General features: G+C 44.3%; 10 protein-coding genes. 8 read left to right on the top strand and 2 right to left on the bottom strand.

Annotated elements, in window-relative coordinates:
• Positions 1-2 precede the first annotated feature (2 nt).
• Positions 3-236 carry a hypothetical protein gene (locus ACJJI3_RS07405; RefSeq protein ID WP_444942007.1) on the top strand — a complete coding sequence of 78 codons (234 nt, stop codon included), beginning with the start codon at positions 3-5 and terminating at the stop codon, positions 234-236.
• 724 nt (positions 237-960) lie between these two features.
• The gene (locus tag ACJJI3_RS07400; protein WP_444942006.1) at positions 961-1935 is read left to right on the top strand and encodes a DJ-1/PfpI family protein; all 975 of its coding nucleotides are present in this window, start codon (positions 961-963) and stop codon (positions 1933-1935) included.
• A 749-nt stretch (positions 1936-2684) separates the two neighbouring features.
• Here ACJJI3_RS07400 and ACJJI3_RS07395 read toward each other — a convergent pair.
• The gene (locus ACJJI3_RS07395; RefSeq protein WP_444942005.1) at positions 2685-4214 is read right to left on the bottom strand and encodes a flavin-containing monooxygenase; all 1530 of its coding nucleotides are present in this window, start codon (positions 4212-4214) and stop codon (positions 2685-2687) included.
• 115 nt (positions 4215-4329) lie between these two features.
• Here ACJJI3_RS07395 and ACJJI3_RS07390 point away from each other — a divergent pair, with 115 nt between their 5' ends.
• Complete coding sequence (locus tag ACJJI3_RS07390) at positions 4330-5367, top strand: AraC family transcriptional regulator (RefSeq protein WP_444942004.1); 1038 nt, start codon at positions 4330-4332, stop codon at positions 5365-5367.
• A gap of 22 nt (positions 5368-5389) precedes the next feature.
• Here ACJJI3_RS07390 and ACJJI3_RS07385 read toward each other — a convergent pair whose 3' ends face one another.
• The gene (locus ACJJI3_RS07385; RefSeq protein WP_444942003.1) at positions 5390-6922 is read right to left on the bottom strand and encodes a DUF1254 domain-containing protein; all 1533 of its coding nucleotides are present in this window, start codon (positions 6920-6922) and stop codon (positions 5390-5392) included.
• Positions 6923-7803: 881 nt separating this feature from the next.
• Between ACJJI3_RS07385 and ACJJI3_RS07380 the strand changes: the two genes are divergently transcribed.
• The 5 genes from ACJJI3_RS07380 (at position 7804) to ACJJI3_RS07360 (ending at position 12921) form a co-directional block, all read left to right on the top strand.
• Positions 7804-9279 (top strand): class I adenylate-forming enzyme family protein, encoded by a 1476-nt coding sequence (locus ACJJI3_RS07380; protein WP_444916827.1) that lies wholly within the window; start codon positions 7804-7806, stop codon positions 9277-9279.
• A 92-nt stretch (positions 9280-9371) separates the two neighbouring features.
• Positions 9372-10520: a type III PLP-dependent enzyme domain-containing protein gene (locus tag ACJJI3_RS07375; protein ID WP_444916828.1), complete on the top strand. Its 1149-nt coding sequence runs from the start codon at positions 9372-9374 to the stop codon at positions 10518-10520.
• 3 nt (positions 10521-10523) lie between these two features.
• On the top strand, positions 10524-11564 hold the full coding sequence (locus tag ACJJI3_RS07370) for a hypothetical protein (protein WP_444916829.1): 1041 nt from the start codon (positions 10524-10526) through the stop codon (positions 11562-11564).
• Complete coding sequence (locus ACJJI3_RS07365; protein ID WP_444942002.1) at positions 11561-12394, top strand: hypothetical protein; 834 nt, start codon at positions 11561-11563, stop codon at positions 12392-12394. The genes ACJJI3_RS07370 and ACJJI3_RS07365 overlap by 4 nt, the downstream gene beginning before the upstream one ends.
• On the top strand, positions 12394-12921 hold the full coding sequence (locus ACJJI3_RS07360; protein WP_444916831.1) for a hypothetical protein: 528 nt from the start codon (positions 12394-12396) through the stop codon (positions 12919-12921). Before ACJJI3_RS07365 ends, ACJJI3_RS07360 begins: the two co-directional genes overlap by 1 nt.

The following is a 12921-nucleotide window of genomic DNA, read 5'->3' as shown; positions in this document are numbered from 1 at the left end:
ATATGATCCCTGAGGATGTTGCAGACAGATTGGAAAGTGCTTTATCAATGCTAGCTTATCACTGGAGGAGCAGTGCATCGGATTACGAGTGTAAAGAGGAACTAGAGCAGCAGTATGTAGAGCTATTACTTTTTTTAATGAAATCGGGTTGGGAAGGCTTTTTGGAGCCAGACTCTCAGTTGCCTAGTGATATTATGCCGGAACAATACTATATCCATGAAGAGAAGTACGGATGAGGTGGTCTCTAATTGGTCAGTTCTGTCGTGAATAGGTGTGCTATATTTATGGATACTTAGATACAAGTTGCAATGGATGTTATTCTACTTGTCGATTGTTTCAAAATCGAAATAGGACATGTTGTCTGGTGAGATACTCGGCTACTTGAAAGATAGAGGGACTTGCTCGGAAATATAACCTCGAGATTTTTAGGTTAGATGTTAGCCGGCTCGATCTGTCAATTCCAAGAGCTGAATTTCCCAAAAGACAGCTCTTTAAGTCAGTAGTCTAAATTTGTATTTAAATATTTTTAGGGTTGGAGGTGTGACTTGGCTGTTGTGCTTTCTCCTCTCAGGGGAAGCAATAGGATCGATATAATTTCGTAGGCTTGAGTCAGGAGCTTTAGGTGGTCTTCCAAAAGGAAGTTAGGTTAGTCATTTTGCTATGGGTGGTCTTTAGATTTATTCAAGTTATACGCTTTGTTGTTGAAAGATATAAAGAAGTCAAAAGCACATAGATTTTGCCCATATTTATCCCAAGTGTCATCGCTAAAGTTATTATTTATATCGAATTATCGATGTCAGAATTCGTCGACTTTATGTCATTTGTGATCAAGCCCACCAATTTACACTTCTAGCTATATCTACAAAAGATACCTTGTCTATACGCTTGAGCTTTGCGTGAGATGTCCGATAAACGCTTATACATGTTTCTGTACTCACCAAAATAAAAAAGGAAATAGCCATGCGACCTTTAATCTGGGCTACCCTATGCTCGCTACTTTTAAGCAATATGGTATGGGCCCACTCCACATCTAAAGATGCCTTTCATATTGGAATATTATTGTACGATGGTGCACAAACCATTGATTACGCCGGGCCCTATGAAGTTTTTGGGCAAGCCAATTATCGTTTAACAACGGTTTCGGAAGACGGTGGAACCATTACTTCAGTCATGGGGCTTAAAGTGGCTCCAGATACCAGCTTTGATCAGGATAATCAATTTGATGCAGTAATTATCCCGGGGGGCAGTATTAATGAAGCAGTGCAGAGCCCGGAAATATTACAGTGGGTTAAAGAGCAGTCCAAACAGGCTCAGTACGTTCTATCGGTATGTAACGGTGCCTTTATTTTGGCGAGTACTGGACTCCTGGATGGTAAGAAAGCAACCACCATTCGCGGAGCATTTGATTCTTTCGAGAAGAACTTCTCAGATGTTGAATTGGTAAAAAATAAAAAGTTTGTTGATAACGGCAAGTTTATTACTACAGCTGGCCTTTCATCTGGTATAGACGGCGCTTTATATCTGGTAAGTAAGGTTGATACGATTGAAAAAGCCAAAAGTGTCGCAGCGAAGATTGAGTACCTGTGGGTGCCAGAGGGGGGCTATATCCGGGGGATGATGGCGGATAAAATCATGCCAAACCTTGGTGACTTGCCTGAATCGATTCAGTTTGTTTCTAAGGAGTATAGCTATGGTAGCCTGGAAGAATGGTACACCGCGTTTCAGCTTTCCGGTGATGTGGAAACTGTAAAAGCCTGGTTTAGTGAGCAAATGAAAGAAAATCCCGAGTGGAGGAAGAGGCAGGGTAAGTTTATTGACAATAAATGGGTGTATCAGTTTTCTGATGATCGTACTGTATTGCAAGTTGACTTTGTTGCTCCCTCTGATATCAATCCTTGGGTGCTTAAGTTCAGCATATTAGATCAAGCGTCATAATTTGGTAGCTTTCATTAAAGGTGTGCGGGTTTTTTACCCAATTCCCACTTTAAGGTTTGTTTTGTGCAGTTGTAGCGCGGGTGATACCTGGTTGTCGTGTGCTAGGCGAAACCTTTAAAGGTAAAGGTGGAGACGATAAAACCTAGAATATAGGAAAAGTATTTGCTTTCTGGTCTTCAGATTGAACATACCGTTTGCACCGCCACATCGTCATTTTTGAATTACATTGGGAAGGTTCTTCATTCCGGCGATAGCATATTTGATAGGGTTTGGAAATTGACCAGCCTCTTTTTATGTTATTAAAAGTTTGGAAATTTGTGAACGACGGGTTTTTTCCGCCGGTAACTTGAATTTGACAAATTCTGTCCCAGTTTTCTAGTTGTATACTTACCGAAGACGCCATTGAAGCTATTGATAGCGAGGACAAAATTAAAAAAATAATCACAGCTCTCACAGTAAGCCATCCCGTTTGGTGACCTAATATTCGGATTTGCTACCCCAAGATTATATGGTTACGTGAAGCCCGTAACGAATTTTGAGAAGTCATCGGTGGCGGATTAATTAGAAGTGTTTGTTACTTTTTTGTGAGGTGCGACTGTTAGGTCAAATTATGTTGATAGCGGTTGTTCACTATGGGGTTTTAGTCTGGGCTTGGAGTTAGGCATTTTGTGCGGCCTCTATATCCGTCTACCTGATGAAAAGTAAAATAGATGCGAGCCGAGGCTCGCATTCTTAATGCTACCTGAAATTTAAATACTGCTTACTTCGATAGAGGATGTGTTGTTTTTATCTTTTGCCTTTAGAATTTTCTGGGTGTCAGATTGGTGCGGCACAAAAGTTAAAAATTCATCCTCAATCGCTGAATCAAGGAGTATCTTACAGTCCTCCTCATAGTTATTTAACAAGCGCCATGGATAGCGCTTACCTTGTCTGGGAAGTTCTCCATTTGCCCGTTTTACATAGCCAGAATCTAGGCTGCTCATCACCGAACCTTGCTCAGCACTGCCTTCGCTATCTATCGCTGTACACACCTGAAAGTTATGTGCGTCCATGTATTTTAACAGGCGGCAAATATAGCGAGCAGTAATGTCGGCTTTAAGAGTCCAGGGGGCGTTGGTATAGCCGAATACCCATGAGATGTTAGGAACCCCCTCCATTAGCACTGCTTTGTAAGTCAGCTTTTGATTGACTGCTACCGGTGCACCATCAATACAGAGCTTGATACCTCCTAGAACTTGTAACTTTAATCCGGTCGCACTGATAATAATGTCTGCGTCTAATTGTTGCCCTGATTTAAGTAGGATACCTTTATCTGAGAAGGTTTCTATTTCACCGGTGGCAACAGAAGCTTTTCCTGAGCAGATTGAGGAGAACAGATCTCCATCGGGTACAACGCAGAGACGTTGATCCCAGGGGTTGTAACTGGGGTCGAAGTGACTGAGATCGTAATTAGCTGGAAGGCTTTTTCTTACATCTTTTAATAGTAACTTTCTAATAAAGTTAGGCCAGCGCTTAGCAGCTTTAAAAATCCAGCGCTGCAATTTGATATTGCGCCAGCGTCCTAGCTTGTGGACCCAGGGTGCTGGCAGAAATTTTGATAGTACACGAGAGATTTTATCGATAGATGGAACTGAAATGATATAGCTTGGGGAGCGTTGCAACATGGTGACATGTTGGGCGGTGGTTGCGAGCGAAGGGACCAGGGTAACAGCGGTAGCACCGCTGCCGATCACGATAATACGCTTGCTGCGGTAGTCCAGATTTTCTGGCCACTGTTGGGGATGAATCAGTTTTCCTTGATAGTTTTCTATACCTGGATATTGCGGCAAGTAGCCCTCTTTATGGTCGTAATACCCAGTACAGGCAATCAGAAAACTACAGATATATCTCACTGGGCTGCCAGATTCGGTGTTGTGACCTTCCAGAGTCCAAGCTCGGTCTGTACTGGACCAGTTTGCCGTAGTTAAATTTATTCCAAAGTGAATTCTCTTTTTAACGTCATATTGCTCTGCGGTGGTTTCAATATATTTTTTGATAGATGGGCCATCCGCGAGTATTTTCTCGCCGGACCAGGGTTGGAAGTCATAGCCGAAGCTGTACATATCGGAATCAGATCGAATGCCCGGGTATTTAAAGAGGTCCCAGGTGCCGCCGACTTGTGCCCGACGCTCGATAATGGCGAAGCTGCGCCTGGGGCATTCGCGACTCAAATGACAAGCCATTCCTACCCCTGAGAGTCCCGCGCCGATAATTAATACATCGAAATGAGTCGATTTCACAATCCCTATCCCTGCAAATTTCTATGCCTTATAGACTGGGTAGATGTGCCCATGATTTATTGTTAGATTGCGACAAATAATTGTCTTTCCGCGCCACAAAGATGGGGAGCAAGTTATGGGTAGCCTTGTACGAGTCAGTATTCTTTCCGGTTTCAGTGAATTCGTGGAGCAGCTTGGGTGCGGGGGGGAAGCCTTCTTGGCCGAGTTCGGTATGCCGTGTGATATCAGCCCGGCGGATTCCCGCTTGGTATCATTTGTTGAGGTCGCGCGCCTGCTGGAAACTGCAGCACGCCGGTTAGATCGCCCCGATTTGGGGCTGTGCCTCGCATCGCGACAAGGGGTGGACCGCTTAGGTGGGATAGGTGTAGTTGCATGCAATGCGGCCACTCCACGGCAAGCCTTGCTATCCGTTAGGCGCTTTCTTTCTCTTCATAGTTCATCCCTCAGTATGCAACTGGAGCCATTAAGTGAGGGAGATGTACTACGAATTGTTTTTGATTGGCAGGACCCAGCTCTCAGTAGCTATTGCCAGATCCGGGAGCAGGTGCTGGGAAATACGCTGACGATGATACGGATGTTGGTAGAGACTGAGTGTTGCCCGCAAAACGTACTGCTGCCTCATGGTCCTCAAATGGTAGAGGGTGACTACTGCAATTACTTTGGGTGTGAGGTTCTGTTTAGCTCGGGCTATTGTGCGATGGATTTCCCAGCTGCATTTCTGGATACACCACTGAAGTCTGCCGATCCAGTGGTTGAGCGATTGGCCATTCACCATTTGGAGCAGCAGAGTGCGACGCTGCCCGTTCCTCTAACTGTAGAAATTCGACAATTACTCAGTGAAATATTGCCCAGCGGCAGATCTCAGCTCGGCACTGTGGCAGGGGAGCTGAAGCTCCACCCCAGAACTTTACAGCGCCGCCTGGCTGCGGAAGGGCTTAGGTTCGAAGAGCTATTGGATAACGTGCGGCGGGATCTGGCGACTCGATACTTATCCGATCCGAATCTGGCCTTGGGGCAGATCACGGGTTTGTTGGGGTACTCCGAGCAGAGTACATTTCAGCGAGCTTGTCGACGTTGGTTTGCGGAGACTCCCCGGAATCATCGCTTGCGCCTTGCAGGCAGCGCAATTGTGGGGCGGCCGGAATCTCCGTAATAGCCTGTAGGGGGCGGTTCTTTTAATATTCAGTAGGCTCCACCTCTCCAGGGCGCCAGGTTTTCTCCAGCCATGGCCCCAAGGGTCCATACAGTCTCAGGATTACGAAGAAACCTTTGTTGGGTAGGGTCTCCAGCCAGTTTTTCTCAAACCCTTTTGGCGCCTTGGGTCCAAAATAAACGTCATAAGAACCATCGGAGTTTTGTCTTATCCCTTTCGACTGGCTGCTTACTGCGGGAAAGGGCTGGCTGGTTTTTAACATTGAGCGCGTTTGGCTGTCGTAGATATTCACTGCCCAAAAGGCATTGACCGGTACATCGGGGGGCAGGTGCAATTTGTATTTTCTAGAGCCGTCAAAGGGTTCTTTATTTTCATCGACAAAGGCAATGGCGTAATCAGAACCTTTGCCAGGTTCAATAGCAGTCATTGCTGGGCTGACACCGGTATAGGGGTAGAAGTAGCTGACTCGAGCGTCACTATTAATGGTTTTGCCATCGGGGCCATTGAAGAAGATGTTCTTGCCGGGAAACGCCATTACCCAAGCGCTATCTGTGCCTGGGTAGATTTTGATATCGGAGAGGGATTTGTCTGTCCGTGGATACCAAACAATTGAGCGGGCTATACCATTACCAATTGCAACTGCGTCCGTAAGAATTTTGGTCATTCTTTTATCTGGACTGAAGGCTTTCCCTTTTTCAATGCCTATTGAGGCAAAGAGGCCGCGAGTTTCTGGGTTAAGCATCCCAACCCACTCGTATTGAACGACTTCATTAAGGTGCTTATAGAATTGATAGTCATTAGGGTGGATGGTGTTGAAGGCCTTTCCAGACGCACTGATAAAGACCATCCTTGGCGGGTTACCTTTTTGAGCCAGGGGGTAGATTCTCAAGTTGTCTTTGATGTTTTGCACGGCCTCCGGCAAAGGCTGGTTACTTGGCGAGCGCATAAACACCCACAGTCGGAAGGAGCGAGGGTAGATGGGAATGTAGCCGAAGGGAATATTGCCTTTATAGTCTGGTGGCAGTAATAGAAACTTTCCCCCGCGCCCCTTATCCGGGCCAGAGGAGCCGATATCTTCAACAAAGCGGAACCAGGCATCATTAAACGCGCCCATAACGTCGGGCGGCGAGTGAAACACAGTTGGTCCGTCTCGTTTTAGATCTAAAAAAGCCAGCGTATAGATAGTCGAAGTATTGCCTGTGAGAAAAAGAGACTCAGAGTTCATTAATCGATCGAAAATTAAGACTTCATTGGCAGACTTGGCGCCAAGCTCTCTTCCCCCTTTCATCAGAGCATGTACCGATGCTCCCTGAATTCCTTTGAGGAAACTATCCACCGCACGCATATGATCCAAATAGTCGTAGAGCTTTTCTGCGGTCTGGGGGTAGGGAGCGCCATCGCGGAATTCGAGGGTGCCAATACTACTGTCCACCTTATCTGGAGTACTGATTGATTTCAGAGTCTCTGGATGTAAATCGGCGCAAAGCGGCAGAGGGCTGGTTAACAGAAGAAAAATTCCGACAGACCCAAATCCGTACTGAAGTAATCGAATCAAAATAGCTACCTCTATATGCAAGGCGTGCGTGATACGTAAGTGTGTGGTATTGCTTCCTCTATTGGGGTTATTTCGTGCCAATTTTTTGTGTTAACTGCCGGATTATAAAGATGGCTATCCCCAGGCTTAACTTGGGATCTATAGCGATAAGTTTGGCTTAATTTTGATCTGATGAGGCCGGTGATTTAAAAGGTCAACTTTATTGTAATTATTGGTCTATCACAGTTAGGCTGGCGCCCGTGTTTTGTCTGGCAGACCTGGATTTAAAGGTTTACTTGAAGCCAGTAATTTCACGCCGCTACTGATCTGACTCTCCTGTAACCGAAATTATTGCATTAACTTGCATTCAAATATTTATCTGGCTTTCAGTGCAGGTAGCCGATCACTTGTAAAAGAAATCTCTCAAGGTTTCATGGTTCTCAAAAACCACCTTCAGAAATAAGTTTGAGTGATTTTTAATATTTGCCCATCCTATTTTGTGACCATTCGGTTCAAATTTTTTGGGCTTTATAGGGTTTCACTACCAAAAAAATTATTTTCTTTTTTTTGGTCATTTGATGGAATTAAATCCTGAATAAATTGGTTTTTCATTGCCAATTTTTTTACTTGGTAGTGGTTCGAGATCAGAAAATGGGTTTATTAACTTCTTGATTTATTTGTCTTTTGGAATGTTTGTAATGTTTAGTCAGATCGAATAATTTCTAACAGGATGAAACTTTTCATGGATTGATAAAGAGGTTGTCATAAGCTTTACAGAAAATGCTTGTCATTATTGGGTCATCCGATTTATAAAATGATCGTCCCATGTAGCCGGTTTGAATAGTTTTTTTTAGGCTTATTCGGGCTAGATCAAAAATCTTAGAATAATAAATGGACTAAAAATGTTTTCTCTTGCCAGCCTGTTCGAGAAAGTTGTGGAAAAATGTTGGCAAGGTCGTCTGGAAAATCTGGATGGCGAGGTTTTGACCGCGGCTCACTGTGAGAATGCGTGGCTCTCACTTACAAATGAAGAAGTTTGTTTCAGTGCTGGCGACCGCATTTTAGTGTGTACTCAGTCTGAAATAGAGGCGGTCGCCATTATGTTGGCGGCGTGGAAGATGGGGTTGGTGGTTGTACCTGCAAAGGGGGATCTGAGCCACTCTTCAATTAAAATGATCGCTTCAGACTGTAATGCCAAGGCGATATGGCGTGCTGGAAAAATTGAGGCCTTGCCCGATTATCAGCAGGAATGCTCAGAGTTTGAAGTGTCTTCTATTCCAGTGGTCACAGGCGTAGATCTGGCTCTGGTGATCTATACCTCAGGAAGTACTGGTAAGCCAAAAGGCATTATGCTTACCCATCAAAATATTCTGACCTCCTTGGCCTCAATATCCCAATATTTGGGCCTGACAGCACAGGACAGAATTTTGTGCTTATCCCCTTTATCATTTGACTACGGTCTTTATCAGGTACTATTTGCGCTATATAGCAACTGTACAACCATCCTCTACGACAAACCATTTAACCCCATACAAGCCCTTAAAACGATTTCAGAGCGGGATATATCTGTTCTTCCGATCGTGCCAGCAATGGGGGCTGCCCTGGTGAAACTGGTGGGTTTGGTTAAACCTGACCTCAGCAACCTGCGCAGTATCACCAATACTGGGGGCCATTTATCTGAGTACATGATTCGCGCCTGGAAAGAGTACTGCCCAAGTCTAAATGTTTTCTCTATGTATGGTTTGACTGAGTGCAAGCGAGCCTTGTACTTGGAGCCGGAGTTTTGGGAAGAAAAGATGGGTTCAGTTGGCAAGCCGATCCCTGGCCTGGATGCACGTGTATTTATACCTCACTCAGAGGTCAGTAAATTTAGAGAAGCAAAAGCTGATGAGATAGGTGAGCTTTATGTTCGTGGGACGGCAGTGATGCAAGGCTACTATAACCCGGCCGCTCAAGGTGGTGCAGAAATCTTTTCGGGCAGATATAGGGACGACAATTGGTTGGCGACGGGAGACCTTTTTACCCGTGATCAGGATGGCTTTTTCTATTTTAAAGGGCGTTCAAAAGACTTAATAAAACAAGGTGGATTTTGTCTGTTTCCAAAAGACTTGGAAAATCATATTGATATGTGCCCATTGGTGCATATCAATGCAGTCATCGGCACTAAAGATAAGCTCGAGAATGAAGTGGCTACTTGTGTTGTGGAGCTTCATGAGAATACCGCTGACAATCAGAAGCAGTTTCGCACTTGGCTGAAAGCGAACATAGATACTGACTACATGCCGAGAGATATCAGGTTTGTTGATGGAATTCAATTAACCGCTAATAGCAAGGTCGATAGGAAGTGCTTAGAACAGGATTTACAAGTCCATGCCTAATGATCTGAGTATATTTAGGCGGGATCCCGCCTAAAACATAAAACGCTAACTTAATAAAAATATAAACGATACGTTTAACCCTTGGGGGAGTTATGGGTGCACTGTCAGATGCGCTGGTTCAACAGTTGGGCCAAAATAAGAAACAGCTATCTACACCTTGTTATATTTATTCCGTTAAAACTGCTCACGATAACTACAAGCAGCTGAAGGAAGCGCTGGGCACGGGATTGATATACTCTCTGAAAGCCAATAGTTGCCTTGATTTAATACTTCGTTGTGGGCACATCTTTGAAGACGGTATTGAGATTGCATCTATAGGCGAACTAAATCTACTTCCCAAAGGGAATAGTCCCCGATTTGTCAATAACCCATCGGCAGATAAGGCCTTTATACGCGCTGCCATTGCGAGTAAGTGCCATTTAATTATCGACAACCTGAATCAATTAGCTTTGGTTGAGGAGTTGAAGGCAAGGCGGCCAGTAAACCCTGTCGTTTTAAGGCTTAATCCCTCAATCTTGAGCCACTTTGATAGAAATCAAAAGGGCCTAAGAAAAGATCATTTTGGTTTCGACTGGAATGGCTGTCTTGAGGCTTTGGATTTTTGTAAGAAACATGGGATTCCAGTTTTAGGTTTTCATTTGTTTAGGGGCTCATACTCCTTTAATAAAGGTGCTTTCGACACTGCCAAAGTGGCTTTACAAGTTGTTTATGAGTTTGAGGAAATACTGGGATACCCTCTGTCATTAGCCAATCTAGGTGGTGGGTTTGACCCCAATTGGCGAGAGCAGGAGTTTGATTTTGAGCAATATAGAAATTTGATTGCTGAATTTCCAGATCATATCAAGGTAGTTCACGAGAGTGGTCGAGCAATTATGGGCTCAGCCGGTTATTTCGTCACGGAAGTTCGCTATAAAAAGTCCATTAACGGTGACAAGTACGCCGTATGTGATGGGGGAATGGCCCAAAATTTTCTGTTGGCGAAAACGGAAAGTACCTTTAAACGATTCCAGCAACCTCATGTTTTGCGTAATGGGACTCCTCTAAAAGGGAATGATGAGGGGCAGAAAGTCCTTTTAGTGGGCACATCTTGTAATAAGGAAGATGTGATTGGGGAAGTCAACAATATTGACCTTCGAGAAGGGGACTTAGTCATATTTGAAGGATGTGGTGCCTATAACGCAAGTTATACCGTAGCACCTTTCCTTAAGTTGCCGGCTCCGAATTCTTATCTGGTGGAGTAGATCATGGAAATGCAATCGGTTGTAGGTGGTTTTGTTCTCAATCAATTATCCAGTATTTCACCAGTGCCCAGCACATTGAAATCGCTGTTAGAAAATTCTTGTGCTCGGCTATTCGATGCATCAATGATTATCGAAGATCCTTTGACAGAGCTTGCACCACTTAGGGACGCTTCGGTTCAGCAGCCATTAGAGCAGTTTGAGCAGACCTTTGTTATTGATCAAATTATTGACACTGTCCGGGATGAAGGACTGGATAATCACTTTCACAATATGATCGGGCTATTTGGCTCGATTATGTTGAGCCTGACTGCTACAGATGATCAGCTTGCCCAGGTCAATAAATGGGTGGAGCAGGGGATTTTCGGCCACTTCCTTATGACAGATCCCGGCGGCCCGAGCCTTATGGGTTGGAAGACAGAGCTGGTTGAAGCTGATAGCGACATGCTGCTGAATGTCGACAAGGTCCACGGCATTGAAGCACATAAGCTTGGCTTTGCCATGGTAGTTACCAAGCAACCGGGAAGGCCTTTTCCCCTGACAGTGATGTTGCCGCCAGAACTCTGTAACCAACTACGGCAGAGTACTGTAGGAGAGCCGTTTTTAAATGGCACCTTACAGCTGGGAAATTGCAAGGGTAAAGTATCAATTACCAAAGATATGTTATTGAGCAAAGGTGGGTTGGGTAGCGTCAATCGATTTTTAACACTGGTTCGCCCGCGCTTTGTCAAATCACTAATGCACTTTGTGCTTTGGCTACATGACTGTAAAGAAGCTCATTTAACCAGCGAAGATCAGGCTCATATAGAGTATCTAATTTATTTGTGTAATGAGCAGATAGCTGCAACCACTTTCTCTATGCACAGCGTAAACCGTGTTCTGGCAACGAAATTTACCAGCAATGAGCTTTTGCTGAACCTGGTCTTGTCAGGAAAGATCAAATCCGTGAATCGACAGCGCGATCTGTTGGCTTTCACAAAAATGGAAGGCAGTTCATATCGGTGCTTCTTTGAGATATATAGCAAATTTAAGGGGCTGCGGGTATGAGCCTGTATTTACGATCTGCAGCTTTTATCCCTATAGAAGGTATCACTGTCTCATCCAGTAGTGATGTATCAACTGCCTTTGGTGATATTGCCAGGATTATCCGAAGACAGACAGATAGTGTATTAGATGCTGCTCCAGAGATAAAAGATTCGCAAATAGATCGCCATTTTTTATGCTCTACCATGATTGAACTTCCTTTGAGTTCATCGGCGATTAGTGAGCAGGACTTCAATTACGGTGATAATGCAAGAGCGCCAGTTACCAGTTTTGTTAATACCTATGAATGTGCATCTTGGGGTTATAGCCTTCGGCATTACCTGACACAAAATCCGGAATCGCGCTACTTACTGGCTAGTATTCTTGACGCCAATGTTTTAGATCTAACGTTTTGGCGAAAAAATGAAAATTGGGGCGATAGTGGTTTTGGTCTCTGTACACTGTTGTTTGAAGTGCGGGATCTTGACAGTGTAAACCTTAATGCATCCTGCACGATTACTTATAATACAACTCCGGAATTTGCCACTGTCATCCGAAAAATGGCTGTTGGACGAGATGACCTGACTTTATCTTTGCCATTCTTTCCAGAGAATATTCGCCAGATTTTCTCCAAATTGTTGTCGGCCAATCAAAAGTTACCAGACTTGCATGATCGATGGGGGCATTGTTTTGGTAGTGATCCCTGGCTGAATATTATTTGCCAAGGTGCTGAAAAAGGCTTTGACAAGCATGAAAATTTTCTGGCCTGTTCGATTGCATTGAATGGTTATTACTGCACTGTAGAAGTTACCGTTGATGAACAAAGTCACTTCTATCTAATGGAGGCCGCGTGATGAAGACTGTTGAGCTATCAACGTGTCTCGAACGTAACCCCTATCCGGACACATTGAAATCCTGCTTAGCACAAATGCTGCCGTTGAGTACTGAGCAGGACTATCTTGCATTATCCAGTCTACCAGTTAATTCCAGCCCGGTGCTACTGAATCATTCGGAGCACTATCAATTACTGCTGGATATTCTGCGATACTTTGAAGGTTCTGAACTGGATATAGACTTAATCTTGATAAAAATGCAGATGCCCGCTGGTGGGCGTATGCCAAGTGCTCTATTACAAGACACCGTTTTAATGCTTCATGATCTGGCTGGTGAAGAAGCAATATTGGTTAGAGAAGGAAAACGATATATAGCTATTGAAGATAGCTTGGTTCGCCACCCATTTGAAGCGGGAACAAACCAGCTGAAAATCAGGTTGGCAGTGGATGTTGATCGCCATGATCTCTTAATTGAGGGGCTTTCTAAATTACTTATCGAGTGCGGTTTCGGTGATATAACAATAAACACCATGGACGGGACAGCATAA

The sequence above is a fragment of the Microbulbifer maximicatervae (SeqCode) genome (assembly GCF_052466985.1).
The sequence above is the reverse complement of the archived record's forward strand: the minus strand, read 5'-3'. Positions and strand labels throughout refer to the sequence as shown.